The 24,424-nt window shown below is 69.7% G+C and carries 19 protein-coding genes; 9 read left to right on the top strand and 10 right to left on the bottom strand.

Features of this window, described 5'->3' with window-relative positions; translation table 11 throughout:
- Positions 1 to 167 precede the first annotated feature (167 nt).
- A complete protein-coding gene (locus tag D2E22_RS00235) occupies positions 168 to 1,562 on the bottom strand; it encodes a uracil-xanthine permease family protein (RefSeq protein ID WP_126031486.1) in 1,395 nt (464 codons plus the stop codon).
- Between the two features lie 244 nt (positions 1,563 to 1,806).
- Positions 1,807 to 2,931, bottom strand: coding sequence for a YeiH family protein (locus D2E22_RS00230; protein WP_164518348.1), 1,125 nt, complete (start codon positions 2,929 to 2,931; stop codon positions 1,807 to 1,809).
- A 165-nt stretch (positions 2,932 to 3,096) separates the two neighbouring features.
- On the opposite strand from D2E22_RS00230, the gene D2E22_RS00225 reads away from it, so the two are divergent.
- From D2E22_RS00225 to D2E22_RS00215, 3 genes are all read left to right on the top strand, one after another.
- A complete protein-coding gene (locus D2E22_RS00225) occupies positions 3,097 to 4,176 on the top strand; it encodes an alpha/beta hydrolase (protein ID WP_420897222.1) in 1,080 nt (359 codons plus the stop codon).
- A 172-nt stretch (positions 4,177 to 4,348) separates the two neighbouring features.
- Complete coding sequence (locus tag D2E22_RS00220) at positions 4,349 to 4,540, top strand: hypothetical protein (RefSeq protein ID WP_126031137.1); 192 nt, start codon at positions 4,349 to 4,351, stop codon at positions 4,538 to 4,540.
- A 193-nt stretch (positions 4,541 to 4,733) separates the two neighbouring features.
- Positions 4,734 to 5,090 carry a cupin domain-containing protein gene (locus D2E22_RS00215; RefSeq protein WP_126031136.1) on the top strand — a complete coding sequence of 119 codons (357 nt, stop codon included), beginning with the start codon at positions 4,734 to 4,736 and terminating at the stop codon, positions 5,088 to 5,090.
- 92 nt (positions 5,091 to 5,182) lie between these two features.
- Here the strand turns inward: D2E22_RS00215 and ychF are convergent, their stop codons facing one another.
- From ychF to D2E22_RS00200, 3 genes are all read right to left on the bottom strand, one after another.
- Entirely contained in the window at positions 5,183 to 6,271 is a 1,089-nt protein-coding gene (ychF, locus tag D2E22_RS00210) for a redox-regulated ATPase YchF (RefSeq protein WP_126031135.1), read from the bottom strand.
- 55 nt (positions 6,272 to 6,326) lie between these two features.
- A complete protein-coding gene (proC, locus tag D2E22_RS00205; protein ID WP_126031134.1) occupies positions 6,327 to 7,133 on the bottom strand; it encodes a pyrroline-5-carboxylate reductase in 807 nt (268 codons plus the stop codon).
- A 116-nt stretch (positions 7,134 to 7,249) separates the two neighbouring features.
- Positions 7,250 to 8,587 carry an alpha/beta fold hydrolase gene (locus tag D2E22_RS00200; protein WP_126031133.1) on the bottom strand — a complete coding sequence of 446 codons (1,338 nt, stop codon included), beginning with the start codon at positions 8,585 to 8,587 and terminating at the stop codon, positions 7,250 to 7,252.
- A gap of 157 nt (positions 8,588 to 8,744) precedes the next feature.
- Between D2E22_RS00200 and D2E22_RS00195 the strand changes: the two genes are divergently transcribed.
- Positions 8,745 to 11,336 (top strand): sensor histidine kinase, encoded by a 2,592-nt coding sequence (locus D2E22_RS00195; protein WP_126031132.1) that lies wholly within the window; start codon positions 8,745 to 8,747, stop codon positions 11,334 to 11,336.
- A 32-nt stretch (positions 11,337 to 11,368) separates the two neighbouring features.
- Positions 11,369 to 12,073, top strand: coding sequence for a response regulator (locus tag D2E22_RS00190; protein WP_126031131.1), 705 nt, complete (start codon positions 11,369 to 11,371; stop codon positions 12,071 to 12,073).
- A 145-nt stretch (positions 12,074 to 12,218) separates the two neighbouring features.
- Here the strand turns inward: D2E22_RS00190 and D2E22_RS00185 are convergent, their stop codons facing one another.
- From D2E22_RS00185 to D2E22_RS00165, 5 genes are all read right to left on the bottom strand, one after another.
- Positions 12,219 to 14,822, bottom strand: a complete 2,604-nt coding sequence (locus D2E22_RS00185; RefSeq protein ID WP_126031130.1) for an ABC transporter permease — start codon at positions 14,820 to 14,822, stop codon at positions 12,219 to 12,221.
- A 40-nt stretch (positions 14,823 to 14,862) separates the two neighbouring features.
- The gene (locus D2E22_RS00180) at positions 14,863 to 15,717 is read right to left on the bottom strand and encodes an ABC transporter ATP-binding protein (RefSeq protein ID WP_126031483.1); all 855 of its coding nucleotides are present in this window, start codon (positions 15,715 to 15,717) and stop codon (positions 14,863 to 14,865) included.
- Positions 15,718 to 15,912: 195 nt separating this feature from the next.
- The gene (locus D2E22_RS00175) at positions 15,913 to 16,680 is read right to left on the bottom strand and encodes an energy-coupling factor transporter transmembrane component T family protein (protein WP_126031129.1); all 768 of its coding nucleotides are present in this window, start codon (positions 16,678 to 16,680) and stop codon (positions 15,913 to 15,915) included.
- On the bottom strand, positions 16,677 to 18,212 hold the full coding sequence (locus D2E22_RS00170; RefSeq protein ID WP_241218092.1) for an ABC transporter ATP-binding protein: 1,536 nt from the start codon (positions 18,210 to 18,212) through the stop codon (positions 16,677 to 16,679). The genes D2E22_RS00175 and D2E22_RS00170 overlap by 4 nt, the downstream gene beginning before the upstream one ends.
- Before the next feature lie 178 nt (positions 18,213 to 18,390).
- Complete coding sequence (locus tag D2E22_RS00165; RefSeq protein ID WP_126031127.1) at positions 18,391 to 19,707, bottom strand: O-acetylhomoserine aminocarboxypropyltransferase/cysteine synthase family protein; 1,317 nt, start codon at positions 19,705 to 19,707, stop codon at positions 18,391 to 18,393.
- A gap of 318 nt (positions 19,708 to 20,025) precedes the next feature.
- Here D2E22_RS00165 and D2E22_RS00160 point away from each other — a divergent pair, with 318 nt between their 5' ends.
- From D2E22_RS00160 to D2E22_RS00145, 4 genes are all read left to right on the top strand, one after another.
- Positions 20,026 to 20,898: a pyridoxamine kinase gene (locus D2E22_RS00160; protein WP_126031126.1), complete on the top strand. Its 873-nt coding sequence runs from the start codon at positions 20,026 to 20,028 to the stop codon at positions 20,896 to 20,898.
- A gap of 299 nt (positions 20,899 to 21,197) precedes the next feature.
- On the top strand, positions 21,198 to 21,797 hold the full coding sequence (locus D2E22_RS00155) for a YraN family protein (RefSeq protein WP_126031125.1): 600 nt from the start codon (positions 21,198 to 21,200) through the stop codon (positions 21,795 to 21,797).
- Positions 21,797 to 23,332 carry a YifB family Mg chelatase-like AAA ATPase gene (locus D2E22_RS00150; protein WP_126031124.1) on the top strand — a complete coding sequence of 512 codons (1,536 nt, stop codon included), beginning with the start codon at positions 21,797 to 21,799 and terminating at the stop codon, positions 23,330 to 23,332. The genes D2E22_RS00155 and D2E22_RS00150 overlap by 1 nt, the downstream gene beginning before the upstream one ends.
- Positions 23,329 to 24,423: a DNA-processing protein DprA gene (locus D2E22_RS00145; RefSeq protein WP_126031123.1), complete on the top strand. Its 1,095-nt coding sequence runs from the start codon at positions 23,329 to 23,331 to the stop codon at positions 24,421 to 24,423. Before D2E22_RS00150 ends, D2E22_RS00145 begins: the two co-directional genes overlap by 4 nt.
- Position 24,424 lies beyond the last annotated feature (1 nt).

Raw genomic sequence — 24,424 nt, 5'->3', positions numbered from 1 at the left:
GGCACCCCGCTACACGGACCGCGGCGACGCCGAAGAGCGACGGTACGCCGGACGCATGCGCCGGGCGTCGGAAACGCAGGCGGGGCCGTGCACCGTCCCGGACGACGGCGCACGGCCCCGCACTTGCCTCCGCCCCGTCCGCGGCCGCCGCGGACTGATCGCGCGGATTACCCGGCGATTGGGCCGGAAGTCTGTTCCGGGCCCCGCACGTCCTTCGGGGACGTCCACTGCGCCGCCTCGTCCTCGCCCGCAGACGGCGCGGACGGCGGGACGTCGGCGCCGGCGGACGGCGCCTTCGGGATCGCGCCGGTCGCCCTGCCGATCGCCTTGAGGCCGTGGTAGAGCACGAGCACGGCGATCGAGCCGATCGCGATGCCGTTGAACTGCACGTCGGAGATCGCGAACTGGAAGTTGGCGATGCCGATGATCATGACGATCGAGGCGGTCATGATGTTGAGCGGCTTGCTGAAGTCGACCTTGTTGTCCACCCAGATCTGCACGCCGATCATGCCGATCATGCCGTACAGCAGCGTCGTGACGCCGCCGAGGACGCCGGCCGGGATCGAGTTGATGACCTCGCCGAACTTCGGGCACAGCGACAGGACGAACGCGAAGCCCGCGGCGCACCAGTAGGCCGCCGTCGAATACACCTTCGTCGCGGCCATGACGCCGATGTTCTCGCCGTAGGTCGTCGTGCCGGAGCCGCCGCCGAAGCCGGCGACCGTCGTGCCCAGGCCGTCGGCGATGAGCGCGGTGCCGATCTGGTCGTCGTAGTCGTGGCCGGTCATCGCGGCGACCGACTTGACGTGGCCGACGTTCTCGGCGATGAGCACGAGGACGACCGGCAGGAACATCGGCAGCACCGAGAAGTCGACATGCGGCAGATGGAAGCGCGGGAAGCCGATCCATGCGGCGTCGCCGATCGCCGCGAAGTCGACCTGGCCGCGCACGCACGCGTACGCGTAGCCGATGAGCACGCCGATGAGGATGTTGAGGCGGCCGAGAAGCCCCCTGAACAGCACGGCGACGAGGACGACGGCGAACAGCGTGACGAGGGCCGTGTCCGGCGCGGTCTGGAAGTTCGTCCACACGGTCGGCGCGAGGTTGAAGCCGATGATCGCGACGATCGCGCCGTTGACGACCGGGGGCATGATGCGGTCGATCCACACGGCGCCGGCCACCTGCACGGCCACGCCGATGAGCGCGAGCAGCAGGCCCGTGCACAGGATGCCGAAGCTGGCGACGGCGATGCCCTTGCCGGCGCTGTAGACGGCCGTGATCGGGGCGATGAAGCCGAAGGAGGAACCGAGGTAGGACGGCAGGATGTTCTTGTTGATGAGCAGGAACAGCGCCGTCGAGAACGCCGTGAAGAACAGCGTCGTGGAAGGGTCGAAATGGGTCAGGATCGGCACGAGGAACGTGGCGCCGAACATCGCCACGACGTGCTGCGCGCCGATCTCGATCGTGCGCGGCCAGGTGAGGCGCTCGTTCGGCTCGACGACCTCGCCGGGGCCGAGCGTCTTGCCGTCGCCGTGCAGTTTCCAATGGAACATGCCCGCCATCGAAAGGTTGGTCATTAAGGTCTCCTTGACTTCTCAGGACTGCTCTCGGCGGCGCGCGGCGGCGCAGGGCCCGCGCGGACGCCATCGTCATTGTAATGCGCCCATGTCACGAACGGGCGATATGGCGTCATAACCGTCCAATGGGGGGGCGGCGGCTCTTCGCGTCGGGCCGAAAAACGGCGTCGCCCGCGCCCCGGTATGCGGGGTGCGGGCGACGCGCGGTGAAGAAGGTGTGAGGCGGCCGTCACTTCGCCGCGAAGAACAGCAGCGCCAGGCCGATGCACAGCGCGACGAGGATGACCGACGCGATGAGCGAGGCGATGAAAGGCTTGACGCCCTTCTTGAGCGCCTTGAAGTTGACGTTGATGCCGAGCGCGGCCATCGCCATGCCGAGGAAGATCTTCGCGACGTCGTTGCCGAGCGCATTCACGAACCCGGTCGTGGCGGGCCATGCCTTGAGCATGAGCGTACCGATCGCGGCCGTCGCGATGAAGCCGAGCATGAACCACGGGAAGGCGACCTTGCGCTTGCCTCCGTCCGACGGGACCTCGCTGTGGCGCTTGTCCCACCAGATCGCGACGATGATCGCGACGAAGACGAGCATGAGGACGCGCGAGAGCTTCATGATGTTCGCCATCGTCGCGGCGTCGACGACGCCCTGCTGCGCGGCGAGCTGCTCGTTGTTGAGGCCTTCGCCCGCGGCGACGGCATGCGCGATCTCATGCAGCGAGCCGCCGGCGACGAAGCCCTCCTGCGCCTGCGTGAGGCCGAACAGCGGCAGGACGGCGATCTCGAGCAGCGCGAAGATCGTGCCCATGATCGCGACGATCGCGATCGCGGTGACCTCGTCGTTCTCCTTCTCCTCCTCGCGCTTGGGCGAGACCTTGATCGAGCCGGAGACGCCCATGACGGCGGCCGCGCCGCAGATGCCGGTGCCGCAGGCCACGAGGATGGCCATCAGCGGGTCGACGCCCATCCAGCGGCAGATGCCGTAGGTGATCAGCACGGTGACGGCGACGATGATGACGGCGAGCGGCAGGCACTTCGCGCCCGTCGTGAACAGCAGCTGGAGGTTGAGCTTGAAGCCGAGCAGGATGATGCCCAGACGCAGGAACTTGTTCGCGATGAGCCCGGCCGCGTCCTTGACGCCCGCCTGACGGCTCGGATCGTCCTTCGTGTACCAGGCGCGGATCGGGAACTGGACGACCATGCCGATCAGCAGCGCGATGATGAGCGCGCCGAGGATCTTCAGCCCCGGGAACTGCGCCGCCCACATGCCGACGACCGTAGCCGCGAGCGTGATGACGACTATGAGCAACATCTCCTTGGTGGCAATGCGCTTGCCCCATTTCTCACAGAATTCTTTCATATTTCCCAGTAGTACCCCGCGCTCACCCCGGGATCCGCCGATTGCGTCATCAGCGAATGGGCCCCATGACGGCGAGAACGGGCTCTTGATCCACAAAACGTTGGAAAGCCGCCGAAACTGTGCGATAATGGAAGACGTATGCCCGAACGCAGGGAAAGGACAAACATGATGAATACGATGTCAACGCCCTATTCGCTCACATGCCCCGACCTGGACACCCTGACGATGGAACGCGACGACCTCGACTGCGCGATCGCGCCGATCGCACGCTACTGGACCGAGATCGACGACGACCTGCGCGCGCTGGGAGCCGAGCAGGCCGCGAAAATCCGCCGTGTGCGACTCGACACGGCCGAGTTCGACTATCCACGCGCGGCCTACTGGCACGACCCCGAATCGGTCGACGTGATCGCCGACGTGCCCTACCGCGCCGACGGCGGCTACGACCGCGCCCACGGTCAGGTCCGCGGCCATCTGCTCGACCTCTATCTGCCCCATGCTGCAATCGTTAGCGGCGGCGCGACGCTGCCGGTGTACATCGACGTCCACGGCGGAGGCTTCTGCTACGGGTACAAGGAGCTCAACCGCAACTTCTGCACGCATCTGGCAGCGCTCGGCTTCGCCGTCTTCTCCCTCAACTACCGTCCGGCCCCGCAGACCGACCTGCGCGGCCAGCTCGCCGACATCCAGGACGCGCTGCGCTGGATCCGGGCGAATCTCGACCGATTCCCGGTCAACCCCGACGCCGCGTTCCTCACGGGCGATTCGGCAGGCGCGTGCCTCGCGCTGCTGACGATGGCGATCGAACGCGACGCCGACGCCGCGGAGGCCTTCGGCATCCCCCGGCCGTCAGGGCTGCCGATCGCAGGCGGCGCGCTCATCAGCGGCGTCTACGACCTCACGGCAGCCTCCCCGGCGCGCGAACGCCTGGCCGATACGCTGGGCGCCCGCTTCTTCGCCGGACTGGACGCGGCGCAACCCTTCCTGTCCCCCGCCGCCCTCGTTTCCCAGTGCCCGCCGCCCCCGCTCTACCTGCAGACGAGCAGCGACGATTTCATCGAGGCCGAGACGCTCGCATTGGCGACCTCGCTGTCCGCGCGAGGCTGCGATTTCGAACTGCACGACGAGAAGGTGCCCTCCACGCGCACGCTCGGCCATGTGTTCCCGGTGTGCATGACCTGGCTCGAGGAGAGCGAACAGGTGCTTGCGCGCATGCAGCGGTTCGCGTACCGGCTCTCCCGATGAGCGCGACGGCCGAACCATGACATGTCGCCCTCCATGCCAGGGTTCGATTGATCGCACACCGCGAAGACCGATGATCTCCTGAACGCATCCCCATGATGTCGGCAGCATTCCCGCACGCCCCTCACATGTACGCCCCGTACAGTGGGAGACGACAAGCAGAAAGGCAGCCGACATGACTACTGCAACAACCAACACCAACATCGATTCGGACAACATGAACACCGGCGCAACGGACGGCGGGGCGGCGCCGGGCGCCTCCTCGGACGGCGACCTCGACTTCCGGGGCAGCGCGAATGCGGCCGGCGAGCCCTCGGGATGCGGCTGCGGCTGCGCGAAGGACGACGCTGACAAGCAGGCCGAGTGATCACGCCGCGCGCAGACGCTGCGCCCGTCTGCGCGCATCCGGCACCATGGCCCCGCGGTTTCGCATTGAGCGATGCGCGGGGCCTTGCGCGCCGCGGCCGCGACGCTACACTGCGGCCATGGCGGCACGGCCACGGCCGGCAGTCCGTCCGGCGCGTCGGGCGGACATGATACACAAGCAAGGAGCGATGACGATGACCGATGATGAGACACGGATGCAGGTGCTTGACGACCTCGCGCGGATGGTGAGCGTCCAGCCGGAGGCGACGGTGTCGCGCACCGTCATGCGCACCGAGGGCGGCAACGTCGTGCTGTTCTCCTTCGACGCAGGTCAGGAGCTGAGCGAGCACACGGCGGCGATGCCGGTGTTCGTGCAGCCGCTCAGCGGGCGCCTGCTCGTCAGGGGCGGCGCCGAGGAGCGCGAGGCCGTCCCCGGCGACCTCATCTACCTCCCCACGCGTCTGCCGCACATGGTCCGGGCGCTCGAACCGTCGGTCATGCTGCTGACGATGGTCACGGCCGCGCGCGCCCACGACGCCATCGACGGCTGAGACGAAAGACGCGAAAACGGCGGAGTTCCAACGGCCTGCAAGCCACAAACCGTTGAAATTCCGCCGTTTTCGTATCGTGATGCTACAGTCGCTCAGACGTTGAACTTGAATTCGACGATGTCGCCGTCCTGCATCACATAGTCCTTGCCCTCGAGGCGCAGCTTGCCCTCCTCCTTGATCTTCGGCATCGAGCCGTCGGCGGCCACGAAGTCGTCGTAGGAGACGACCTCGGCCTTGATGAAGCCCTTCTCGAAATCGGTGTGGATGACGCCTGCGGCCTGCGGCGCGGTCCAGCCCTTGTGGATCTGCCAGGCGCGCACCTCCTTCTCGCCCGCCGTCAGGAAGGTCTGCAGGCCGAGGATGTCGAAGCCGACGCGCGCGAGCTGGTCGAGGCCGGATTCCTTGAGTCCGGCGTCCTCGAGCATCTCGCGGGCGTCCGCCTCGTCGAGCTCGGTGAGCTCGGCCTCGAACTGCGCGTTGAGGAAGATCGCCGGCGCCGGCGCGACCGAGTCGGCGAGCTTCTTCTTGAACTCGTCGTTCGTCAGTTCGGCGTCGTCGACGTTGAACACGTAGATGAACGGCTTCGCGGTGAGCAGGTGGAGGTCGTAGAGGTCGTCCTTGTCGATCTCACCGGCCTGCGCGGCCGCGTCGATCGTGCGCCCCGACTCGAGGATCGTCTTCGCCTGCTTGACGGCCTCCATGTACGACGGCTCGATCTTCCGGCCGCGCAGGTCCTTCTCGAGCTTCGGCAGCGCGTTGTCGATCGTCTGCAGGTCGGCGAGGATGAGCTCGGTGTTGATCGTGTCGATGTCGTCCGCAGGGTCGACGTGGCCGTTGACGTGGACGATGTCGTCGTCCTCGAAGGCGCGCACGACCTCGCAGATCGCGTCGGCCTCGCGGATGTTCGCAAGGAACTTGTTGCCGAGGCCCTCGCCTTCCGAGGCGCCCTTGACGATGCCGGCGATGTCGACGAAGGTGACGGTCGCCGGCACGATCTTCTCGGTGTGCACGAGCTTGGCGAGCATGGGCAGACGGCCGTCGGGAAGCGGCACGATGCCGGTGTTCGGTTCGATCGTCGCGAAGGGGTAGTTCTCGGCGAGCACGTTGTTGCGGGTGAGGGCATTGAACATGGTGGACTTGCCGACGTTCGGCAGTCCGACGATTCCGATGGTAAGAGACATACCGCCCACTGTAGCGTTGCGGCTCGTCAACGCGGGGGCGGCCCGCGCCCCGCGATCAGCCCTGTTCGATCGCGTCGACGGCGCGGATGACCGAGCCGCGGAACGCGCTCTCCTCGAGCGAGGCGACGCCCCTGATCGTCGTGCCCGCCGGCGAGCACACGGCGTCCTTCATCGCGCCCGGATGCGTGCCGGTGGCCAGATAGAGCGCGCCGACGCCCTCGATCATCTTCGCGGCGAGCCGGTAGGCGGTCGCGCGCTGCAGCCCGTACTTGACCCCGGCGTCGCCGAGCGCCTCGAGGTACATGTCGGTGAAGGCCGGCGCGCAGCCGGCGATGCACATCGCGATGTCCATGTGCTCGCCGTCGACGCGTTCGATGAGCGCGATCGAACCGAAGATCCGCTCGAACTCGGCACGCTGCGCGTCGGTGAGCGTGTTGTCGTCCTCGGTGACGAGCACGCCCTTGCCGACTGCCATCGGCGTGTTCGGGATCGTGCACTGCAGATGGATGAGCTCGCTCATCTCCCCCATCATCGTCTCGAAGCGGTCGAGCGTCCATCCGGCGGCGATCGACACGACGAACTTGTCGGCGCCGGCGAGGTCGGCGACGAGCGGCTTGATGACCGTCTCGATCTGGTACGGCTTGATCGCCACGACGACGATGTCGGCGGCGTCCACGACCTCCTTCGCGTCATGCAGCGCCTTCGCGCCGATCGCGCCGGTCGTCTCCACGAGCTTGTCCCAGTGGGCCGCGCAGGCCACGATCTGCGAACCGTCGAGGGTGCCCGCCTCGACGAGCCCCCGCGCGATCGCCTGTCCCATGTTGCCGAATCCGATGAATCCGACCGTGCACGCGTCCGTCATGTGCTTCCTTCCTTGCCGTGCGCGCCTGGCGCGCCGTCGTTGTCGTTCGCCCTCCACGGTAGCGCATCCGTGTTGCGGCCGTGCGCGCGCACGCCGCGGCGCGGACATGCGCGCGCTCAGAACAGCTTGCGCAGGTCGCCGCGGTCGAGCGCCTCCTGGAACAGGTGGCGGAAGACCTTCGCGCCGTGCACGCCGTCATGCTCGAACTCGTTCGTCACCCACCAGTGCGCGTTGCCGATGCGCGAGAGCGTGTCGAGGCTCAGCGACGAGTCGACGTACATGTCGTCGAAGTAGACGGCCGCCTGCAGCGGCACCGTGTTGCGCATAAGCTGGCCCTCGTCGTAGACCGTGCCGAAGCGCGTGCGCCGCATCAGCGTCTCGACGGCCGCGCGGAACGGCCTGAGCGCGCGCTCCTGCTCGAACATCCACGGGAAGACGGCCTCGCCGGTCAGCAGCAGCGGCCGCGCCTCGGTCGAGAACCCGGGCATCGTGTCGCGCACGCGCTGCGCCGCCCAGTCGATCGGGCGCTCGAGTTCGCCGTTCGCGTAGATGAACTCCTGCAGAGGCCAGTACAGCGCGTTCGACGACGTGGCCGTCACGACGTCGGAGAGGAACTCGTCGGTCAGTGGCGACGTCTCCGAGGCGCTGCCGTCGCCGGCGGCGAAGGCCTCGTCGAGCAGCCAGTGCACGCGTTCGAAGCTCGGCTTCATGCCGAAGGACGATCCGAGCGTCTGCAGCCGTTCGACGGTGAAGGGGTCGCCGTTGGGCAATGTGACGCGCCGCGAGGAGAGGATGTCGGCGAGCGTGTCGAGACGCGCGCGGTCGAGTGGGTAGCGGTCGGTGAACTGTTCGGTCTTGCGCCGCATGCGCGGGAAGGTGTGCAGGTAGACCTCGGTCGCGTCGGCGGGCACATGCGGGATGCCGCCGGTCGTGAAGGCGGCCGCGAGCGCCGTCGGGAACAGCGACAGGTAGGTGAGCGTCAGGAAGCCGCCGTAGCTCTGGCCGAGCGTCGTCCACAGGCTGCCGGCGAACTCGGTGCGGCGCAGATGCTCGAAGTCGCGCACGATCGAGTCGGCGAGGAAGTGCATGAGATGGTCGGCGCCCGCTTCCCCGTCCATCGCGCCGATGACGTTGGAGTCGATGTGCGAGGAGCGTCCGGTGCCGCGCTGGTCGGGCAGCACGACACGGAAGTGCCTGACGGCCTCGCCGATCCATCCGTCCGAGTCCGGGCCGAGCGGGCGCGGGCCTGCGCCGCCGGGGCCTCCCTGCAGGAACAGCAGCAGCGGCAGGTCGTCGTGGATGTGCTCGGGCGCGGTGAGCACGCGGTAGAAGAGCTTGATGTGCGGGCCGTCGAAGCCGCGGCCGGGCTCATGGCCGTTCCAGTCGAGCGGCACGTCGATCGCGTGCTCCGAGACGTGCAGTCCCGGCAGATAGTATTCGGCGAGCAGTCCCATGCGTTCCCCTTTCGTGATGCGTGCGGCGGCGCGCGGGCGCCCCGATGGCGGGGGCGCGTCCGTCGTCTCCATCACAATCCCCCGTACGGACATGGCGGCGCGGCTTCGTCCCCACGGATGATTGCCCGTGGCTCGCGCGCACGCTACGCTGGGCGTCATGCCCTTCGATGCCCCACGTCCCGGTCCGCGGCGCGCGTCCTTCCACGTCCGTGCGCGCGGATGGATGCACGCCCATCGCGTCGTCGTCGTCGACGCGCTCGAGACGATGTTCCTGATGCTGTTGTGGATCTCGATGATGGGCGGCTTCGCGTGGAACAACGGCGCCGGCCTGCTCTTCGACTTTCCTTCCACGTCCGCCGGCGCCGTCGCGACGTGCACGGTGTGGAGCGTGCTGCTGACCGCGCCGTATCTGCTGCACCGCGCGCGTCCCCGGCTGGCCGTGCGCCTGTTCGTCGCCGTCGTCGCCGTGCAGCTCGTGTGCGGCCCTTCGCTGCTCGCCGCCGATTTCATGGCCGTGCCGATGCTGTGCGCGGCGATCGTCTACGGCGAGAGGCGCCATCTGCGCCGCTATCTGGCGACGGCGGCCGTCTTCGACGTGCTCACCGCGCTCGTGAACGCGTCGGTGCACGTCTTCGGCCCGCTGCTGCTGCAGCGTCCGCCCGACGAACGCTTCGGCGCCGTCGTGTTCCCGTGCCGGATCGGCGCGGCGGGCGGCGAGCATTGCGGCGTACAGTTCGCGCAGGGCTTCGCGATCGTGCTGTTCACGGTGTCGCTGCCGCTCGCCATGGCGGTCGTCGTCGCGTTCTGGCAGCGGGCGCGCCACCAGACGGTCCGGCTGCTCAACGAGCGCAACGAGGCGATCGTCGCGCGCGAGCGCGAGGAGCGCCAGATCGCGGCGTCGGCGGAGCGCGCGCGCATCGCCAGGGACATGCACGACATCGTCGCGCACACGCTGTCGATCATCATCATCCAGTCGGACGGCGGACGATACGCCGCACGCAACGACCCGAGGCTGGCGCGCGAGACGATGGAGACGATCCGGCGCGAATCCGAACACGCGCTGCACGACATGCGGCGGCTGCTCGGCGTCTTCGGCGGCTCCGAGCATGCGCGCCTGGACGACGTCGGCGCGCTCATCGAGCAGGCGCGCGCCGTCTCGCCGGACATGACGCTCACGACGCGCACGGTCGGACTGCCAGCCCCGGCGCGACTCGACGAGCGCGCGAGCGTCGCGATGTACCACGTCGTGCAGGAGGCGCTGACGAACATCCGCAAATACGCGGGCGCGAACACGCACGTGACGGTGACCTTCGACTGGGGCGCGCAGACCCTGGCCGTCGACGTCGACGACGACGGCCGCGGCGCGGCGTCGTCGCTCGACGGGCACAAGCCGGGCTACGGCCTGCTCGGCATGCGCGAACGCGTCGGCGCCGTCGGCGGCACCGTCGAATCCGGCCCGCGGCTGTCGGGCGGATTCAACGTCCACGCCGTCGTGCCGCTCGGCGACATCGACGCCGCCGACGGCACCGCCTCCGATGGAGGGTCCCCGGCCGATGGCGCCGTGCAAAGGCGGCCCGGCCGCTCCCCCGGCGATGGCGGCGCAGTCGCGACGGGCCGCGACGCGTCCGCCTCCTTCCGGCGGGCGCCGGACGCGGGCGGCGACGCTCGGCGCGAGACCGACGAGGGCATCGTGTGGCCGTTCTTCGTCAGGCTCGGGCACACGCTGCGCTCGCGCCCCTTCGACCAGGCCGAGGAGGACAGCCCCCGCAGCGCGATCGCCCGGCTGTCGCGCTGGACGCAGCGGCACTACGTGCTGATGGACGTCGTCATGTTCATGTTGCTCGGCTTCTTCACCTGCGCCGCGGGACCGGTCATGAACCTGGCGACGACGCCCGGCGACATGCCCTCCCACATCCTCGGCGTCATCGTGACGTGGGCCGTCGTGGCGCCGCTGATGCTGCGCCGGCGCTTCCCGCGCGCCGTCGCGATCGCCGTTGCGGCCGTGTGCATGCTGCAGCTGCTCATGCTGCCGGGCTTCTACACGGCCGACCTCTACGTCGTGTTCGCGATCCACGCGGTCGCGCTGTACGGGCGCACCGGCAGCTGGAAATGGGTCGTACCGCTGTGCACGCTCGGATGCACGGCCTTCGCGGCGCGCTGCGCGATGAACGTCGCAGGCTTCCCGAGCCTGTTCGCATGGCTCTCCCGCACCCCCGACCCGTCGATCGAGGCGCTCTATCTCGGCTCGCCGCGGTCGGCCTTCGTCCAGTACGACGTCTTCTCGATGTTCCTGTGCGTCCTCGCCTACGCGCTCGGCGCATGGACGAGGCTCGGCGGCACGAACCCGCAGGTGCTGCAGGCGCGCGCCGAGGCGCTCGAGGCCGAACGCGACAAGCAGCGCGTCATCGCAGCGAACCACGAGCGCGACCGCATCAGCGCGAACATACGCGCCGAGGTGAGCGACACGCTCAACGCGGTCATCGAGCAGACGACGACCGAGCTGTCCACGATCGACGGGCAGCTCGAGCGCGGGCAGACGCCGTCGCCCGACTTCATCAACGACGCGTTCGCGCAGATCGGCGCACAGGGACGCACGGCGCTCGCCCATATGCGCGAGCTGCTCAGCGTGCTGCGCGAGACCGGCTTCAGCGACGAGGGCGACCATGACCGTTCGCCGAACCTCGTGCCGGCGATGTCGCTTGGCGAGCAGATCGAACGGGCGGGTGCGGTCTCCCGCGACGGGCGCTGAACGGCGGCAGCGCTCCAGCTAGACTGGACGGCATGACAGGAAACGACAGAATCCGCATCGTCATCGCGGACGACCAGGAGCTCATCCGAGCCGGCTTCACGATGGTCATCAACTCACAGCCCGACATGCAGGTCGTCGGCCAGGCCTCGGACGGCGCGCAGGCGGTCGGTCTCGCCGAACGGCTGCGGCCGGACATCGTGCTCATGGACGTGCGCATGCCCGGGATGGACGGGCTGACGGCGACGGGGCGCGTCACCGCCTACACGCATGCGAACGGGGAGGGGACGCGCCATACGCGCGTCATCATCCTGACGACCTTCGACCTCGACGAATACGTGATGTCGGCGATCAACGCCGGCGCCTCGGGCTTCCTGCTCAAGGACACCGACCCGGAGACGCTGCTCGCGTCGATTCGCACCGTCCATCAGGGCAACGCGATCATCGCGCCGACGGCCACGAAGCGCCTCATCGAGAAGATGATGGAGGGCGCGCTCGCCTCCCCCGGCGCGCCGGCCGCAGCCGACGGCTACGTCGATCCCGAGCTCGCCACGCTCACCGAACGCGAACGCGAGGTGCTCGTCGAGATCGCGCACGGCCTGTCCAACCAGGAGATCGCCGACAAACTGTTCATCTCGCTGCCGACCGTCAAGACGCATGTCGCGCACATCCTGCAGAAGATCAACGCGCGGGACCGCGTGCAGGCCGTCGTCTTCGCATACGAGAACCATCTGGTGTAGCGTCGTCCACGATGCATATGCATATGATTGGCCCCCCGTCCTGCAATGCAGGACGGGGGGCCAATCCGTCATCGGCGCGCCGATGACGATGGTCGGCGCGGCGTGGATGCGAGGAGAGGGAAGGTGCGTGCCGCGCCGGCCACGATCAGGATTCGGCGAGCGCCTCGACCGGCGGCGTCCTCACGGCGCGCCGCGCCGGGAACACGCTCGCCAGCAGCGAGCAGACGACGGCGATCGCGAGGATGATGCCGTAGGTGGCCCAGTCGACGACGTAGACGACGTCGGCGATCGAGCTCATCACGATGTAGATGCCGAGCCAGCCGAACAACGTGCCGACGACCATGCCGACGACGCTCGTGACGAGCGAGATCAGCAGCGCCTCGACGGCGAGCGAGCGCTTGAGCTGACCGCGCGTCATGCCGATGGCGCGCAACGTCGCCGATTCGCGGGTGCGTTCGATGACCGACAGGCTCAGCGTGTTGGCCACGCCGATGACGGCGATGACGACCGCCACGGCGAGCAGCGCGACGAGCAGCATGAGCATCATGTTCACCATGCTCTCCCACATGCTGCGTTCGGCGACCGGTCCGCCCACGGCGATGTCGGGGTAGGCCTGAAGGTCCTTTTCGATCGCGTCGTAGACGTTCGACAGCGACAGGTCGGAGGGCACGTCGAGCTTGACGAGCAACGCGGCGCCGGTGGCTTTGAAGGTGCCGTCGTCGAACAGCGAGGCGTCGACGAAGGCGGCGTCCGGCGTGCTCTGAGCGATGCGCTTGAAGGCGCGCTGCGTCACATGCAGGCGGTGCGCGGCGCCGGACGGTTCGCCATCGTCGCCGATCTCGGTGAGCGAGGCCGAACCGTCCTTGAGTTTCAGCGTCTCGCCGCTTTCGCCGTCGATCGTAGGCATCAACGCGTCGTCGGGGCCGAAGGCGGGCTCCGGATCGCCCAGATCGATGTTGAGCACGCGCTGCAGCGCCGCGACGTCGGGAACGCCTATGACGGTCGTGGTCACGATGCGGCCCTGCGCGTCCTCGAACTCGGCCTGCGCCGTCTTCGCGGACAGCGTCGCGGCGACGCCGCGTTCGGCCTTCACCTCGGCGACCGCCTTGGCCGGGATGTCCGGGCCGTAGGCCGTCACGTCGACGCTGTAGCGACTGTCGAGCGCCTGGTTCATCGTCGCCTTCGCGGCCGCGGCGCCGGTGGCCAACGTGGAGATCAGCGTGACGCCGATGAGCAGCGCCGTGCCGGTCGCGGCGATGCGCCGCGGGTTCTTCTGGATGTTCGCGTCGGCGAGCTTGACCGACGGTCCGCACAGCGAGACGAGCGCTCCGACGCCCTTCATCAGCCAGGGCAGCCAGAACAGCGCCGTCATCGCCAGACCGACGAAGGTGAGCATGCATCCGCCCACGCCGGCGAGCAGCGCGACGTTGGAGATGTCGCCGTTCGCGCTGGTGTTCATCGGGATCGCGGCCAATGCGAGCGCGACGCCGGCGAGCAGGAAGACGCAGCCGAAGACGGCCCGTCCCACACGGGCCCTGCGCTGGTCGGAGATCTCCAGCGGGCGCATGGCCTCCAACGGGGTGACTCCGGTGGCGGTGCGCGCGGCGCTCACCGAGGCGAGAACCGTCATCACGACGCCGAAGAGGATCGGCAGCGCGATGACCTGCCAGCTCATGACGAGCGTCAGGCGCATGCTGCCGAGCGAACGGTCCTTCGTTGCGAGGGAGGCGAGCGCCATGAGACCGGTGCCCACGGCCACGCCGAGCGCCGATGAGACGAGTCCGAGGATGCCGGCCTCCTCGAGCACCGAGACGTACAGCTGGCGCTTCGTCGCGCCGATCGTGCGCAGCAGCGCGAGCGTGCGGCGGCGCTGCGCGACGAGCACCTGGAAGGTGTTCGCGATGACGAGCGCGGCCACGACGAGCGCAAGCACGCCGAAGGCGAGCAGGAACTGCTTGGTCACGTCGCCTCCGTTGGAGCTGAGCGTCTGGATGGCCCGCTCCTCCATCTGGGCGCGGTCCTGCAGCGACATGCCGGACGCGAGCGCGGCCTTCACCGCGGGGACGGCCGTCGCCTCATGCGCCGGATCGATGTAGAGGTAGGCGGCGGTCGCGCCGATCGCGTCGAAGGAGTCCACGTCCGAGCACGCGACCATGATGTCGTCCGAGACGACGGACGCGCCGTTGTAATAGCCGTACACGTTGTGCGGATCGTCGGTCAGGCCGGTGATCGTCGCCCGCACGTCCTGCGGGTGCTCGGCGTACTGCGCGCGCAGTTCGATGGAGTCGCCTACCTTGAGCCCCCATTGGCCGGCGAGCTTGCCCGGGATCGCGATCTGCGAGGAGCCGCCGGGGGACGGCGCCTCGCCTTCCGTGATCTCGACGGGCAGCAGGGCCGCGTCGGCGCTCGTCGCGAGCGCCACGCCGCTGCCGTGCTGGGACCCGGAGGTGAGCATGACGCTGCGTGCGACGTCGGGGCGTACGCCCTCCACGCCGTCGACGCCCGCCACGGCGCTCAGGTTCAGGCGCCCGACCGTCGGTTCGGCGTCGCCGTTCTCCCCCGCGTTCGTCATGATCGAGTAGTTCGCGCCGCCGAACTGGCCGGTCGTCTGCTCGCGCAGCGACGCGTCGAAGGCGTTCGTGAACAGCAGCGTCGCCGCGATGAACGCCGTGCCTATGAGGATCGCGATGCCCGCCGGTATCAGCATCCTCAGGTTCTTCTTCATCATCTGCATCGTTATCGATCGCATGTGCGCATCCTCTCCGTCGTCTCCGTCGTCCGGCCCCCCGTCACGACTGTCCCCGCAGATGCCGGGCCTTGTGCTCCGGCAGCGGCACCGCTCCCATGCCGCGGGTGGCCTGCTCGCGCTCGCGCATGAGCAGCTCGCTCATCCGGGCGGCCGTCGGATCGTCGACGTCTGCGACGATGCCGCCGTCGGCGAAGACGATCGCGCGGTCGGCATAGGAGGCGGCGACCGGGTCGTGCGTGACCATGATAATCGTCTGGCCGAGCTCCTTGACCGAGCTTTTGAGGAAGCTGAGCACCTCGGCGCTCGAGACCGAGTCAAGCGCGCCGGTCGGCTCGTCGGCGAACACGAGCGCCGGCTTCGTGATGAGCGCGCGGGCGATCGCGACGCGCTGCTGCTGGCCGCCGGACAGCTCGTTCGGCCGGTGTCCCAGACGGTCCTGGATGCCGAGCGTGCGCGCGAGCAGGTCGAACCACTGCCGGTCCGGCCTGGCGCCGGCGAGCGTCAGCGGCATCAGGATGTTCCGTTCGGCCGTGAACATCGGCAGCAGGTTGAAGCTTTGGAAGACGAAGCCGATGCGCGTGCGGCGCAGCAGCGTCAGCTGCTTGTCGCCGAGCTTCGTCAGGTCGTGGCCTTCGAACATGACGCGGCCCGAGGTCGCGCCGTCGAGGCCGGACATCGTGTGCATGAGCGTCGACTTGCCCGAGCCGGATGGTCCCATGATCGCCGTGAAGCGCCCCTGCTCGAAGGCGACGTTGACGCCGCGCAGCGCGTGGACGACGCTGCTGCCCTCGCCGTAGTCCTTGACGAGGTCGATCGCCTCGATCGCCGTGCGCGTCGGCGCCGCCGTGAACGGCTGCGGCGCGCGGTCCTGCTGCGGCGCGGCGGTCGGCGTCATCTGTGTGGTCGGTGTGCCCATCGTGGTTTCCTTTCGTCGGCGCGGTCGGTCCGCGTCGCTTTGTTTCGATGACATCCACGCTAGGCGTCCCAGGGCGCCGGCGGCATCGGCCGCGGGACGGAAAAGCTGTGCGGGCATCATCCGCAAGGATGATGCCCGCACCGAGAACGGGACCGGGGCCAGGACGGCCGCGCGTCACCAGCCGAGCATGATCATCGTGACGGCTGCCGCCGCGACGGCCACGGCGGCAGCCGCCACGATCCAGTCGGCGGCCCGCATATGCGCCGGACGCATCAACGTGCGCCGGGCCGAGCCGCGGTCGAGGTACACGCCGCGCAGCCGTTCGGCGACGACGACGTGGTCGTCGTAGCGCCCCATCAGATCGTGTGCGATCGACCAGCGGCGCAGATGCGACAGCAGCGTCGGCCGCACGCCGCGCACGTCCTGGCGGCGGCGCGCCTCGCGCACCGCCTGACGCCAGCGCGGCAGCCAGTTGAGCCGGTCGACGAAGCGGCTCGCCGCCGGATACGGCACCCGCAGCGCGCCCAGCGCGCGGATCCAATCGCGCCGGCTCGTCGTCAGCACGGTGAGCATCAGCGCGAAGACGATGTCGAGGATCTTCAGCGCGACGACGCCGCACAACGCGAGCGACTGCGCGCTCACGCCCCACCATCCGATCCGCCACAGCGTCACGTCCCCGTAGTCGTTCAGGCACAGAGCCATGACGAGCGCGACGACCGCGGCGATCGGCGCGAACACGGCCCATGCCGCGCCGACCGAGCGCGCCGGCGTGCGGTCGGCGACGAACATGACCTGTTCGAGCACGAGCACGACGGACAGGAAGATCCAGTTGCCCCACCATGCGCACAGCACGACGAGCATGAGCGACACGAGGACCTTCACGCGCGTGTCGAGCCGATGCAGCCAGCCGTCGCCAGGCGTGCAGAACCGTCCGTTCATCATCGTGCGCCTCCTTGGCTTGCGGTGGCGGCGCGGCCGGCGTCGCGCGCGACACGGCCGTAGCCGACGAGGCGGCCGGCGTCGAGCCGTGCCGCGTGCGTGCAGTATTCGTCGACGGCGGCGATGTCGCCGCTCGCCATGATGACCGTCGCGCCGCGGCCGCAGGCCTCGGCGAGCGCGTCGAGCACACGCGTGCGCAGCCGCACATCGAAGCCGGCGAGCGGTTCGTCGAGCGCGATCAGCGGCGTGCGCACCGCGAGCGCGGCGGCGAGCGCCGTCGCGCGCCGCTGGCCGCAGGCGAGCTGCGCGACCGGCGTGTCCTCGACGCCGTAGAGGTCGAACAGACGGATCATCTCGTTGGCGCGCGCGCTCACCTCCGTCTCGCGGATGCCGCAGGAGCGTGCGCCCTGCGCGATCTCCTCGCGCACGGTGCCGCCGAGCAGCGTCGCGGCCGGGTCCTGCCCGACGTAGGCGACGAGCCTGGCCATCTGCTGCGTGCGACGGGAGGCGACGTCGACGCCGGCGACGCGCACGCGTCCCGAACGCGGGCGCAGCTGCGCGTCGAGCAGCCGCAGCAACGTCGACTTGCCCGAGCCGTTCGCGCCGACGACGCCGACGAAGGAGCCGCGTTCTATGCGCAAGGAGACGTCCTCGAGCGCGGGCGGCTCATCGGGCGCCGAATCCGGGTGGCGCAGCCCGACATGTTCGAGGACGACGGCGGCCTCCTTCGCGGCCGCCGGCTCGTCGTCGGCGAGCGTGAGGGTCGGCTCGTCGCCGCGCGGCACGTCGACGCCGACCGATTCGAGCAGCGCGCCCTCGCGTTCGAAGATGTCGGCGCCGGTGCGCCGGATGATCTCACCGCCGACCATCAGGAAGACGCCGGTGGCGTGGCGGGCGAGCGCGCGCGTGCGTTGTTCGACGACGAGCGTCGTCATATGCCCGTCCACGCGCATGCGGTCGATGATCGCGAACAGGTCGTCGTGCCCCTGCGCGTCGAGCGTGTTCGACGGTTCGTCGAGGATGAGCACGTCGGGGCCGGCGGCGATCGCCGCGCCGATCGCGACGCGTTCGAGCTCGCCGGCGGACAATGTGGCCGTCAGGCGGTGGCGCAGCGCCTCGATGTGCAGCATCGCGAGGACCTCGTCGACGCGCGCGCGGATCTCGTCGGGGGCCACACCGCGGTTCTCGAGCGGGAGCGCGATCTCCTCCTCGACCGTCTCGGCCACGAGCTGTCCCCATGGCTCCTGCCCGACGTAACCGACGCGCAGCGACAGGTTGGACACCGAGGTGCTTTTGACGTTCATGTCGGCGATGCGCGCGTAGCCGGTGAGCGTGCCCGCCGTGCAATGCGGGACGATGCCGACGAGCGCCTTCGCGAAGGTCGATTTGCCCGAACCGCTCGGCCCGAGGACGCCGATGACGCCGCCGCGCGGCACGTAGCAGTTCACGTCGTGCAGCGCGACGCGCGCGTCGTCCCCTTCAGACGCCGGCGCGTACGCCCATCCAAGATTCATCACGGTGATAATGTCGGCCACACGATACTCCATCGGGATAGCAGGAACGGACACGGCGCCCCCGGCCGTTCTCGTCCGGGGAAGCGGTCCACAAGGTGAACGTATCCGCTGCTTCAGACAAACGGCTGGCAGACGCCTAGTCCAGCATAACAGGCCGTCCTGCGTGATGGGGCGCCGCACCGCCGCGCCCATGCGCCCCTCAGTCCGCGTACCCGCTCGCGCGCACCGCCCGGAAGGCGCCGTCCAGGTCGGCGATGATGTCGTCGATGTGCTCGGTGCCGATCGACAGGCGGATCGTGCCCTGATGGATGCCCTGGTCGGCGAGCTCGGCGTCGGACTCCTGCGCATGCGTCGTCGAGGCCGGGTGGATGACGAGGCTTTTGACGTCGGCGACGTTCGCCAGCAGGGAGAACAGGTGCAGGTTGTCGATGAACACGCGCGCCGCGTCGCGGCCGCCGCGGATGTCGAAGGTGAAGATCGGGCATGCGCCGTTCGGGAAGTAGCGCAGGTAGCGTTCGTGGTCCGCGCGCCCCTCGATCGACGGATGGGAGATCGAGACGACCTCGGGCACCGTCTTCAGATAGTCGATGACCTTGAGCGCGTTGGCGACATGGCGCTCGACGCGCAGCGAAAGCGTCTCGGCGCCCTGCAGCAGCAGGAAGGCGGACAGCGGCGAGAGCGTCGCGCCGGTGTCGCGCAGCAGGATCGCGCGGATGCGCGTGACGAAGGCGGCCGGTCCGAGCGCCTCATGGAAGTTGAGCCCGTGGTAGGAGGGGTCGGGCTCGGTCAGCGTCGGGAACCTGCCGGGCGTCGCCGACCAGTCGAAGCCGCCGCCCTCGACGATGACGCCGCCGAGCGTCGTGCCGTGGCCGCCGATGAACTTCGTCGCCGATTCGACGACGACGTCGGCGCCGTGCTCGAGCGGGCGGAACAGGTAGGGCGTCGCGAAGGTGTTGTCGACGATGACCGGCAGGCCGTGGCGGTGCGCGACCTCGGCGATCGCCTCGAAGTCGGGCAGGTCGGCGTTGGGGTTGCCGAAGGTCTCGAAGTAGACGAGCTTCGTGTCCTCCCCGATCGCGTCCTCGAAGGAGCGCGGGTCAAGGTCGACGAAGGTCGTGCGGATGCCGTCGCGTTCGAGCGTGTGCCGCAGCAGGTTGTAGGTGCCGCCGTAGATGTTCTTCGCGGCGACGATGTGGTCGCCCGTCTGCGTGATGTTGCGCACCGCGTACTCGACGGCCGCGGCGCCCGAGGCGACCGCGAGCGCCGCCGTGCCGCCCTCGAGCGCCGCGATGCGCTCCTCGAGGGCGGCCTGCGTCGAGTTCGTCAACCGTCCGTAGATGTTGCCCGGGTCGGCCAGGCCGAAGCGCGCGGCCGCATGGTCGAAGTCATGGAAGACGTAGCTCGTCGTCTGGTAGATCGGCACGGCGCGCGCGTCGCTCGCCGGGTCGGGGGTCTCCTGCCCCGCGTGCAGCTGCAGCGTCTCGAAATGGTAGCGCGGGTTCCTCTCGTCGGTCATCGCATCCGTCCTTTCCTGGCCGCCGGTCGCGCAGCGGTCCGTTGCTGTGGTCGTCCGCGGCGTGAATCGCCGCCCATGGCCGACTGTACGGGGCGGCGCGCGGCCGGCGCAAGCCCCGCGTTATCGCCGTTTCCTATACCCGTCTATCACGGCGCGCCATGCGGCCGCCGCCGGGCACGGCGAAGCCCCGCGGGCGCGGTCCGCGACACGCCGCGCACGCTCCCGCATGGGCGTACGCGACATGCGAAACGCGGCGGGCGGGCCTACAGTGACGTACGGAAACGAGCGATGCGCACGGACGCATCGAGGAAGGACGCCATGACCGAGATCACCCTGTACAACCGCAACCGTGAATACATCCCCCGCATCGCCGCCGTGCACGACATGTGCGGCTACGGCAAATGCTCGCTGACCGCGGCGATCCCGATCCTGTCGGCCGCCGGCTGCGACGTGTGCCCGGTGCCGACCGCGCTGTTCTCGGCGCACACGCGCTACAAGGTCTTCACGATGGAGGACACGACCGACATGCTCGGCGCCTACCTCGATGCGTGGGGCAAGGAGGGCGTCGACCTCGACGGCGTCTACTCCGGTTTCCTCGGCTCGCCCGACCAGGTGGCGATCATCCAGCGCCTGTACCGCGAGTACCCGAAGGCGCTGCGCTTCGTCGACCCGGTCATGGGCGACGCCGGCGAGATGTATCCGACGTACACGGCCGAGCTGTGCGAGGCGATGGGCGCGCTCGTCGACGGCGCCGACCTGCTCATGCCGAACCTGACCGAGGCGTCGATCCTGACGGGGACCGACTACCCCGGCCAGGACGTCCCGGACGCGCAGGTGCGCGCGATCATCGGCCGCCTGTTCGATCTGGGCGCGAAGAACGTCGTGCTCAAGGGCATCGACCATGACGACGGCCGCATCCGCAACTTCGTCGCGAACCGCGAGGCTGGCCTCGGCTCGATGACCGAGTGCGTGCACGAGAAGCTGCCGTTCATGTGCCACGGCACCGGCGACGCCTTCGCGTCCGCGATGATCGGCGGCCTCATGACCGGCCTCGACCTGGCCGCCGCGGCCCGCCTCGCCGGCGAGTTCGTGCACAACGCGATGGAGCAGACCCGCTTCCAGCCGCATTACGAGGAGCGCGGCGTGAGCTTCGAGCTGAGTCTGGGCGAGCTGACGAACCTCGTCGACTGACCTCCACGCGCGTTTCGCCGCCGGCGATAGCCGCCTCGAAGGGGCCGTGCCCGACCGATCGGTCGGGCACGGCCCCTTCGTCGTCCCCCGCGGCGGCCCCGCCGCGCCCTTTCCCGTCGCGCCCGCGCGACGGCGTTGTCCACAGCGTCGATCGTCGGGTGTGGACAACGGCCCGTCCGTCCACATCCGACACGCCCCCTCGGCGTGTCGTCCACAGCCGCGCCGCCGGCTGCTTCGATGGACGCGACCGTTCGCGGCGCCGCGCACGCCGGCGCCGCCGCAGCTGCAAGGAGGATGGCATGGACGAGACATGGACCGTGTTCGAACACGATGAGGACATATGGGATGCGCCGGCCTTCGGCGCCGCGCCGCGCGCCGGCACGGCGACGGCGCAGGGCGGGGCGGCAACCGCCGGCGAAGAGGACGTCGGCACGGGGTTCGGATCCGACGGGGACCTCATCGGCGACGAGTTCGGCGACGAGGACGACGAGGCGCACACCCGGTTGCGCGCGTGCATGGAGAGGCTCGCCGCCCCGGGCTTGTCGGCCCATGAACTCGGCGCCGCCGGCGAGGCGGCCGCGCAGGCGTGGCTCGCGTGCCGGCGCATCCGCGTCATCGGCGCGAACTGGCGCACACGCTACGGCGAGATCGACGTCATCGCCGTCACGCAGAACCGCACGGTCCTGTTCATCGAGGTCAAGACGCGGCGCACACGCCGCTTCGGCGCCCCCGAGGAGGCCGTGCATCCGGCCAAGCAGGCCAATCTGCGCCGCGCGGCCGCGCAGTGGCTCGGCGCGCGCGGCGCGCGCGTGCCGCACGTCGCAGTCCGCTTCGACGTCATCGCGCTGAGCGTGTCCGGCGACGGCGTCGACGTGCGCCACATCCCGGGGGCGTTCTGATGGCCATCAGCAACGCCCTGTCGGTCGGGCTCATCGGACTCAAGGCCTTCACGATCCAGCTGCAGGCCTTCATCTCCCCCGGACTGCCGTACTTCTCGATCATCGGGCTGCCCGACGCGTCGCTGAGCGAGGCGCGCGAGCGCGTCAAGTCGGGGTGCGTGGCGAGCGGCTTCTCCTGGCCGCAGACGCGCGTGACCGTGAACATGTCCCCCGCCTCGCTGCCCAAACGCGGATCGTCGCACGACCTGGCGATCGCCGCCGCCGTGCTCAGCGCGAGCGGCGTCATCCCGCACGAGTGCATGCTCGACGTCGTCGTGCTCGGCGAGGTCAACCTCGACGGCAGCGTGCACCGCATCGACGGGCTGCTGCCGATCCTGCTGCATGCGCGCGACGCGGGGCTGCGCCATGTCGTCGTGCCGCGCGCGAACCGCGACGAGGCCGAACTCGTCGAAGGCGTCGAACCGCGCTACGTCTCCCACGTCGGCGAGCTGATGGAGATGTTCGGCGCGCATGCGACGTACGCGCTGCGCGACGAGGCGCCCGGAATCGCCGACGGTCGCGCCGATCTCGGCGCCACGGCTCCCCCGGTCGGCGACATGGCCGAGGTCGTCGGCCAGCGGCCGGCGAAGCGCGCGCTCGAGGTGGCGGCGGCCGGCGGCCACCATGTGCTCATGGTCGGGCCTCCCGGCACCGGCAAGACGATGCTCGCCTCGCGCATGCCCGGCATCATGGCGCCGTTGGGAGAACGCGACCAGTTCGAGGTCGCGTCGATCCGCTCGCTGTGCGGCACGCTCGGCGCCCACGGCATCACCGACGTGCCACCCTTCGAGGCGCCGCACCATACGGCGACGGTGCCCGCGCTCGTCGGCGGCGGCAGCGGCATCGGCAAACCCGGCTCCGTCACGCGCGCCCACCGCGGCGTCCTGTTCATGGACGAGGCCCCCGAATTCGCGCCGCGCGCGCTGCAGACGCTGCGCGAGCCGCTCGAATCCGGCGTCGTCGCCGTCTCCCGGTCGAAGGGCACGACCGTCTACCCGGCCTCGTTCCAGCTCGTCATGGCGGCCAACCCGTGCCCCTGCGGGTACGGCTACGGCACCGGCGAACGCTGCACCTGCCGCGAGCGCGACCGCATCCGCTACTTCGCGCGCCTGTCGGGGCCGATCCTCGACCGCATCGACATCCAGGTCCCCGTCAACCCGATCTCGCGCATCGGCGCCGCGCCGGCCGGACGCGGCGAGACGAGCGAGGCGGTCCGCGCCCGCGTCGTCGCGGCGCGCGACGTCGCCCGCGCACGCTTCGCCGAAAACGGCTGGAGCTGCAACGCGCAGGCCTCGGGCGCATGGCTGCGCGCGCATACGCCGACGGCGGCGCTCGACGTCGTCAACGAGGCGCTCGGCGCGCAACGGCTGAGCCTGCGCGGCGCCGACCGTTCGATGCGGCTGGCGTGGACGCTCGCCGACCTCGCCGGCCACGGCCGGCCGGACGCGCGGGACATGACCGAGGCGATCGCGCTGCGGACGAAGGAGCTGACATGAGCGGCGGCCTGACGGCGATGGCCCGGGACTGCGACGAGACGCTCGCCCGCTGCCTGCTCACGCTGTGCATCGACGACGCGGACATCATGATGGCGGCGCTGCTCAAGGGAGCGCCCGACGCACGCGACGTGCTCGCCGCGCTCGCCATGTCGATGGATCGCATGCCGCAGCCCGAACGCCGGGAGGGCATGCGGATGCTCGAACGTGACCTCGCGCTCGGCATCGCCCGCTGGGGGTGCACGGTGCGGCCGCGCACGCGCGAACGCTTCACGCAGGCCGTGGAACGCTGGCACATGCGACTCGCTTCGCTGCCGAGCGAGGATCCGGACGCGCTACACGCATGGCTGACGGCGAACGGCGCGTACACGGTGCTCACGCCCGGCGACGAAGCGTGGCCCGCCGGCCTCGCCGACCTCGATGTGCGTTCCGACTACGCGCCGCCGGTGTGCCTGTGGGTGCGCGGCGACGCGCATGCGCTCACGGCATGCCCCGAGCCGCTCGCCGTCGTCGGTTCGCGCGGCATGAACGACTACGGGCGCGAGGTGACGTCGGCGATCGCCGAGGAGGCGTGTCTGGCCGGCCACACGGTCGTCTCGGGCGGCGCGATGGGCGTGGACGCGGCGGCCCATTGGGCCGCCGTGCGCGCGTCCGAGACGTCGTGCGCCGACCGGTGCGGCCGCACCGTCGCCGTCTTCGCCGGAGGACTGGGCCATATCGGCCCTTCGTGCAACGGGCGGCTGTTCGCGGCGATCGTCGCGGCCGGAGGCGCCCTCGTGAGCGAACTGTGCCCGGACACGGCGCCGCTGGCCCACCGTTTCCTGCTGCGCAACCGGCTCATCGCGGCGATGGCGTCGTCCGTCGTCGTCACGCAGGCGCGGCTGCGCTCGGGCGCGCTCAACACGGCGCGCTGGGCGAACGAGCTCAACCGGCGCCTGTACGCGGTGCCCGGCGATGTGACGGGCCCCTCGAACGCCGGCTGCAATGCGCTCATCCGCGACCATCAGGCGATCCTGCTGGCCGACGCGCGCGCCGTCGACGAATGCTGCCATCCGCGGCACGCGCCGGCGCCGAGCGGACCGCCGGACATGTAGG

The sequence above is a fragment of the Bifidobacterium castoris genome (genome assembly GCF_003952025.1).
In the GTDB taxonomy this organism is placed as follows: domain Bacteria; phylum Actinomycetota; class Actinomycetes; order Actinomycetales; family Bifidobacteriaceae; genus Bifidobacterium; species Bifidobacterium castoris.
Note: the sequence above shows the minus strand (reverse complement) of the source record. Positions and strands in the feature narration are given on the sequence as shown.

Excerpts from the sequence above, each read along its gene's own strand:
- D2E22_RS00235 (WP_126031486.1), bottom strand. The coding sequence starts at position 1,562 with ATGGCGGGCATGTTCCATTGGAAACTGCACGGCGACGGCAAGACGCTC.
- D2E22_RS00230 (WP_164518348.1), bottom strand. The coding sequence starts at position 2,931 with ATGAAAGAATTCTGTGAGAAATGGGGCAAGCGCATTGCCACCAAGGAG.
- D2E22_RS00225 (WP_420897222.1), top strand. The coding sequence starts at position 3,097 with ATGATGAATACGATGTCAACGCCCTATTCGCTCACATGCCCCGACCTG.
- D2E22_RS00220 (WP_126031137.1), top strand. The coding sequence starts at position 4,349 with ATGACTACTGCAACAACCAACACCAACATCGATTCGGACAACATGAAC.
- D2E22_RS00215 (WP_126031136.1), top strand. The coding sequence starts at position 4,734 with ATGACCGATGATGAGACACGGATGCAGGTGCTTGACGACCTCGCGCGG.
- ychF (WP_126031135.1), bottom strand. The coding sequence starts at position 6,271 with ATGTCTCTTACCATCGGAATCGTCGGACTGCCGAACGTCGGCAAGTCC.
- proC (WP_126031134.1), bottom strand. The coding sequence starts at position 7,133 with ATGACGGACGCGTGCACGGTCGGATTCATCGGATTCGGCAACATGGGA.
- D2E22_RS00200 (WP_126031133.1), bottom strand. The coding sequence starts at position 8,587 with ATGGGACTGCTCGCCGAATACTATCTGCCGGGACTGCACGTCTCGGAG.
- D2E22_RS00195 (WP_126031132.1), top strand. The coding sequence starts at position 8,745 with ATGCCCTTCGATGCCCCACGTCCCGGTCCGCGGCGCGCGTCCTTCCAC.
- D2E22_RS00190 (WP_126031131.1), top strand. The coding sequence starts at position 11,369 with ATGACAGGAAACGACAGAATCCGCATCGTCATCGCGGACGACCAGGAG.
- D2E22_RS00185 (WP_126031130.1), bottom strand. The coding sequence starts at position 14,822 with ATGCGATCGATAACGATGCAGATGATGAAGAAGAACCTGAGGATGCTG.
- D2E22_RS00180 (WP_126031483.1), bottom strand. The coding sequence starts at position 15,717 with ATGACGCCGACCGCCGCGCCGCAGCAGGACCGCGCGCCGCAGCCGTTC.
- D2E22_RS00175 (WP_126031129.1), bottom strand. The coding sequence starts at position 16,680 with ATGATGAACGGACGGTTCTGCACGCCTGGCGACGGCTGGCTGCATCGG.
- D2E22_RS00165 (WP_126031127.1), bottom strand. The coding sequence starts at position 19,707 with ATGACCGACGAGAGGAACCCGCGCTACCATTTCGAGACGCTGCAGCTG.
- D2E22_RS00160 (WP_126031126.1), top strand. The coding sequence starts at position 20,026 with ATGACCGAGATCACCCTGTACAACCGCAACCGTGAATACATCCCCCGC.
- D2E22_RS00155 (WP_126031125.1), top strand. The coding sequence starts at position 21,198 with ATGGACGAGACATGGACCGTGTTCGAACACGATGAGGACATATGGGAT.
- D2E22_RS00150 (WP_126031124.1), top strand. The coding sequence starts at position 21,797 with ATGGCCATCAGCAACGCCCTGTCGGTCGGGCTCATCGGACTCAAGGCC.
- D2E22_RS00145 (WP_126031123.1), top strand. The coding sequence starts at position 23,329 with ATGAGCGGCGGCCTGACGGCGATGGCCCGGGACTGCGACGAGACGCTC.